Genomic DNA, 4,680 nt, shown 5'->3' with positions numbered 1-4,680 from the left:
GTCAGCACGTTCAAATCGGACAGTGTCGGCGTTGCGAGAGCTGAACAGATCGGGGTGAGCAAGGTCACCAATGTCGGACAGACATCGCTGGAAAGCGTCGGAAAGACAAAGAAGACAACCGTTGGAGAGCGTTACGAAATAAATGTTGGCAAAGCCATTTTTACGCAAACTGAAAATCACACGGTAATCGTCAGCGACAAGATCGTGCTTGCGGCGCCCGGTGGCGTTATCGAGATCAACAAAAACGGGGTGTTTATCAAGGCATCCAAGTTCGAGGTCAAAGCAAACGCTGTGAACTTCAAGCGGGGCAGTGCCGGCAAAAGCACGAACAAACCTTTTGCCGAAGACTGCTCGAAGAAGTAGGGGGTGGCGTGGAACTCGATACCGAGAAGAGGCAGAAAGTTCTTTCCAAACTGTGGGAGCAGCAGGGAGCTGGTGGAGCCGGCCGTCTTTATGCCGTGGTCGATGCGTCCCGGGCGCCGATGATTATTCCACCCGCGCTTCAGGCCATGACGGACAAGGTTGCATGTCTTTACAGAGGCAACGCGCTTGAGGAGTTCGGAGACGATACGGCTTGGGTTGCGGAGATGACATCTGACGAAAGCGTATTGCAATGGCTTATCGACAAAGGCTTTGGCAAGCGCTGGTCGGTTTTCCTGCGAACGTCCCATGCGCTGGAGGATGTCGTTCGGCATTTGAGGAAATTTACTGTGGTCAAAGATAACGAGGGGACCATCCACTTCTTTCGTTATTACGACCCGCGAACTCTGCGTCAGTATCTGCCAGTCCTGACGTCAGAGCAGGCTGCCGTTTTTTTCAAGGGAATTGAGTGTTTTTATTGTGAAAACGATCTGAAGGCGGGAGAATTACTTAAGTTCCGCTTTGAAGGTGGCATTGTACATCGAGAGGTCGTGTTGCCTTCTGGTGGCACAGGCCAGGCAAAGGCAGTTGAGAGGGCATTATCATGATCATTGAATTTGATCCGCGTCAGATGAATGCGATGCTGCACGATGACGACGATTTTACGAATTATTTTACCAGGGAAGTGATGCCAAAGCATCTGCCCAGTTTCTCTGATATGGCGGGGTCGCCCCAGGCTACCGAAATGACACGTTGGGGCAGACGCTATGCGGAGCATTTCGGCTTTTCCGATCCAGTTTATCAAATTCACTTTGTCGTTTTGATGTGGAGGATCGGCCCGGATTTCTTTCTCTTCGAACCGTATAAATCCATCCTGGGAGATCGAAGCCAAACCGAGGAACAACGTATCGAGCGCTGTAACCTTGAGCCGACCATGAGCCAGGAGGGAAATGCGATTGCGCGGAGCGACAATGCCTTCTGGTTCCCGCAATATATGAAGAACAACATTCTCGGCGTCCCTTATGACGACATCGAGGAGGAGTTCGAGCGTGAGCGCGCTGCCAAGGCGAGAGACGTTCAATGAGCCAGCATCTTGATGATCTCGTCAATGTCCCGGATACACGCGAGCTTGAACTGGCCCGCCGCGATCTGGATATGCTGAACCAGCGCTATACCGAAATTGCGAAAGAAGCGGGTTGGCTGGCTGCTTCGTCTGTGCCCGTGGTGGGCGGTGTCGTGGATGTTGCGAGCGCGATTGGAAACGCCTGGACCGGCAACTGGGCAGATGCCGGGCTTGATCTGGTCGGTCTTATTCCTGTCTGGGGTGATGGGGCCAAGGCCGCTGCCAAGGGCACCAAGATTGCGCGGTATGCGGAAAAACTGATGAGTCAGGTTGCTGCCGCCCAGCGCAAGGTCAAGGCGCTCGAAGACCATGTACGAAAGTCGGCAGCGGCATCGAAATATTGGGCTTCCAAGCGCGGCGAAGCATACCGCAAGCTTCAGGAAGATCTAAGAAAATGCAATACGAAGGCATGCCGCCAGAAAAAGATCGACGAATATAAGAACGGCGGCAAATACAAGAACATTCCCCGGGAGGGGAAGTGGTCTGGAGAGCCGGGCAACAGTAAGTGGTCCCCTGAACCAGGGACGCCGGCCGACAAGGCGTTGAAAGAGTATGGGCAGGATGGCGTTCAATACCGAAATGGTAAGCCCGATTTCTCACCCTTCAGCCAAAAAGGCCCAGATGGCAAGCCCATCGAAGCACGAATACCTGATATGCAAGGCAACCACGCCGCGCGAAATGGCGATTTCGGGCAAGCGAGAACAGCGATGAAAGAGAGGTATGGCAGCTGGAACGCTTCCAAAATGGAGGATGGCTACACGTGGCACCACAATGAAGATACATCAACGATGCAGCTTGTTGATGAACGAATCCATGCCGTAAAGTCGGGCGGAGGTGCGCATACCGGGGGCGCTTCAGCAGTAAAAGACCCTGCTTATTGAGGAAAATATTATGAGCGTTACTTTGGATGAAGCAATCGCCAGAATGCAGGCAACGGGCGATTGGTCTTTTGAGGAAGACTCTCTCTGGTCTGCTCAAGATATTCACGAATTTGAGGACTACACCACATTGTCCGTGCCGGAGCAGCTTGCTGCGGTTCTCATGCGTTATGGCTGGAATGGCTTCGAACAACCCGATATATACGCAAATTTTGTTGTGACGTATGAGGATGGCGGGCGTTCCGCACATGAAGTTCAAGTTCTGGTTTCTGGCAAGAAGCGGTTTTATGATCGATACGACATGTTCATAAGCAGCTCCACGTGGCCTGACCAGTTCAGCTTACCAATGATATTCTTCGGCACCGCTGACGGTGGGAATTCGTATTTGTTGATGAATGGTCAGGATAAGACCGACAACCGGGTATGGCTGTGGGAACAAGCGTCGGATCCCTTCGGCACAGGAAATAACGCGCGGGGCCTGGGTTTTGCCGCCCCGTCTCTTTATGAGTTCTTCTACAATCTTAAAAAGGCCGACGAGATATAAATGCTTGGTCTGCACGAAAAATGGCGAGCAACCTTCATCGAATCCTGGCCCGACGAAGTGTGCGAGTTGGGATTGCCCTTCGAGCAATTGCTTATTTCGGATCGGGATCGCGCCGCGATAGGAAGTAGAACAGCGGCTTTCCGGGAACTGTTCGACATAGATGAACTCACCCAGCTATCGGATGAATTTCGCATAGGCATAGATGCCAAAACGGCGGTTTTCAAAGACGGCGCTCATTTTCGTCTCGGAGGATGCAGTTTCAAGCAGCCGGGACGGTATCAGGCGAGCCCGATCTTCAACAGCGCCCAACTCATGTCTCATATATTGCGGGATAACCCCCGTGTGGCGGGACTTCTTGCCAGTTCACTTCAAGATAAATTTGACGTCTGCATGTTCATACGGCCGTGGAAAGACATTCCGAAATGGTCTGAGTTCAGGCTCTTCATGAAAAACCGGGAGTTCATTGGCGCCTCGCAGTATTTTCATACCGCTTTTTTTCCTGAGATAGAAGCCAATGCCAAATCCATCGCAGCAGCTCTGGTTGATTTTGCGGACCGTTTCAGGGAGGTCGCTCATATTGATGATGCTATCGTCGACATTTACCTGAAACCCGACGATGTCGCCGGATTTGAAGCTGTGCTTCTGGACCTTAACCCGCTCATCGTACGGTCCGATCCGTGTCTTTTTCAGTGGAGGAACGGGGGGGATTTTGACAGGGGGCTGCGGTTCCGGGGCGGGAATAATCGAGTGCTCGCCATAGCGCCGCTGCCTTTTGCACATGCGGCTTGATTTAGTTGAAAAGGAGGAGCCAATGACCGCCAGCCCAGTCTCCCTTAAAGGCCATATGCACATCTGTCCCAAAGTCGATCCCGGCCCGAGACCGCATGTCGGTGGCCCTTTAGTCTCCACTCAACAGAATTTTGTTACTGTTGAAGGCGTGCCGGTTGCCACCGTGGGGGACAGTCTGCTCTGCACGGGTGTTCCCACAACTTCGGATAGGATCACATCTGGTTCCGCAGTCGCCAGTATAAACGGCAAAAAGATTGCCCGGTTGGGTGATGCATGTGCTCACGGTGGCAAGCTTGTCCAAGGCGTTCCGTGGCTGACATTTGAATGAAGGCGGCATGCATTGGTGGCTAACAACAGTTGGTAGCGTGAACACGCGTTCAACGCTGTATTGATTGCAACAGGGCTGCGCAACACTACAGCGTGCAATGGAACGAGACGGACCTTGATTATCTGACGCGCCGTTTCGAGGAGGACGGGCTGTTCTACTGGTTCAGCCATGAGGATGGTTCCCACAAGCTGTATGTGGCGGACAGCGCCAGCGGCTGGCTTGCCCCGTCGGCTTCGGCGCAGGGCGAGGGCAGGGTGCGTCTGGCGCAGGGGTCTTCGGACCGCAACCACATCAATGACTGGGCACGGCGTTTTTCCTATGTATCGGGCCAGCGGGCGGGCGCGGACTGGAACTTCGAGACGCCGGGCATGGTGCCGGGCACGATGACGCCGTCGCTGGTGCAGATGCCGGATGCGACGAAGCGTGAGCTTTATGAATATCCGGCCCGGATCAGCACGGTTGAAGAGGCCGAGCGGGCGCAGAAACTCAGAACCCAGTCGATCGAGGCGGATCATGACCGTGTGTTCGGCTCGTCCACCTCGTCCACCTCGCGCATTGAAGAGGCCGAATATATGCTCGCCCGCTCCAGCAAGTCACCTGCGGAACGGGTGTACTGCGCTAGGCGTGCCTGTGTCGACGCCGCATCGCATCAGGAGAT

6 protein-coding genes and 2 pseudogenes are annotated in these 4,680 nt (G+C 53.9%); all 8 read left to right on the top strand.

The window, feature by feature from the left end:
- Window positions 1-363: pseudogene (locus N434_RS25220) on the top strand (type VI secretion system tip protein VgrG); the annotation flags it as partial.
- Between the two features lie 8 nt (window positions 364-371).
- Window positions 372-968: a DUF4123 domain-containing protein gene (locus N434_RS25215; protein ID WP_110760762.1), complete on the top strand. Its 597-nt coding sequence runs from the start codon at window positions 372-374 to the stop codon at window positions 966-968.
- Complete coding sequence (locus N434_RS25210) at window positions 965-1,444, top strand: hypothetical protein (protein ID WP_065116707.1); 480 nt, start codon at window positions 965-967, stop codon at window positions 1,442-1,444. Before N434_RS25215 ends, N434_RS25210 begins: the two co-directional genes overlap by 4 nt.
- Complete coding sequence (locus tag N434_RS25205) at window positions 1,441-2,364, top strand: HNH endonuclease (protein WP_059761059.1); 924 nt, start codon at window positions 1,441-1,443, stop codon at window positions 2,362-2,364. Before N434_RS25210 ends, N434_RS25205 begins: the two co-directional genes overlap by 4 nt.
- 10 nt (window positions 2,365-2,374) lie before the next feature.
- On the top strand, window positions 2,375-2,905 hold the full coding sequence (locus N434_RS25200) for an SMI1/KNR4 family protein (protein WP_110760761.1): 531 nt from the start codon (window positions 2,375-2,377) through the stop codon (window positions 2,903-2,905).
- Entirely contained in the window at window positions 2,906-3,694 is a 789-nt protein-coding gene (locus tag N434_RS25195) for a cell division cycle protein 123 family protein (RefSeq protein WP_110760760.1), read from the top strand.
- A 22-nt stretch (window positions 3,695-3,716) separates the two neighbouring features.
- On the top strand, window positions 3,717-4,022 hold the full coding sequence (locus N434_RS25190) for a PAAR domain-containing protein (protein WP_077767958.1): 306 nt from the start codon (window positions 3,717-3,719) through the stop codon (window positions 4,020-4,022).
- 77 nt (window positions 4,023-4,099) lie between these two features.
- Window positions 4,100-4,588 (top strand): annotated as a pseudogene (locus tag N434_RS25185) (contractile injection system protein, VgrG/Pvc8 family); the annotation flags it as partial.
- Between the last annotated feature and the right edge of the window lie 92 nt (window positions 4,589-4,680).

This window comes from Rhizobium sp. UGM030330-04 (assembly GCF_003208455.1).
Taxonomy (GTDB): domain Bacteria; phylum Pseudomonadota; class Alphaproteobacteria; order Rhizobiales; family Rhizobiaceae; genus Agrobacterium; species Agrobacterium rhizogenes_A.
The sequence above is the reverse complement of the archived record's forward strand: the minus strand, read 5'-3'. Positions and strand labels throughout refer to the sequence as shown.

What these genes read in the sequence shown, in the direction of transcription:
- N434_RS25205 (WP_059761059.1), top strand. Translation starts at nt 1,441, where the DNA reads ATGAGCCAGCATCTTGATGATCTCGTCAATGTCCCGGATACACGCGAG.
- N434_RS25200 (WP_110760761.1), top strand. Translation starts at nt 2,375, where the DNA reads ATGAGCGTTACTTTGGATGAAGCAATCGCCAGAATGCAGGCAACGGGC.
- N434_RS25210 (WP_065116707.1), top strand. Translation starts at nt 965, where the DNA reads ATGATCATTGAATTTGATCCGCGTCAGATGAATGCGATGCTGCACGAT.
- N434_RS25195 (WP_110760760.1), top strand. Translation starts at nt 2,906, where the DNA reads ATGCTTGGTCTGCACGAAAAATGGCGAGCAACCTTCATCGAATCCTGG.
- N434_RS25190 (WP_077767958.1), top strand. Translation starts at nt 3,717, where the DNA reads ATGACCGCCAGCCCAGTCTCCCTTAAAGGCCATATGCACATCTGTCCC.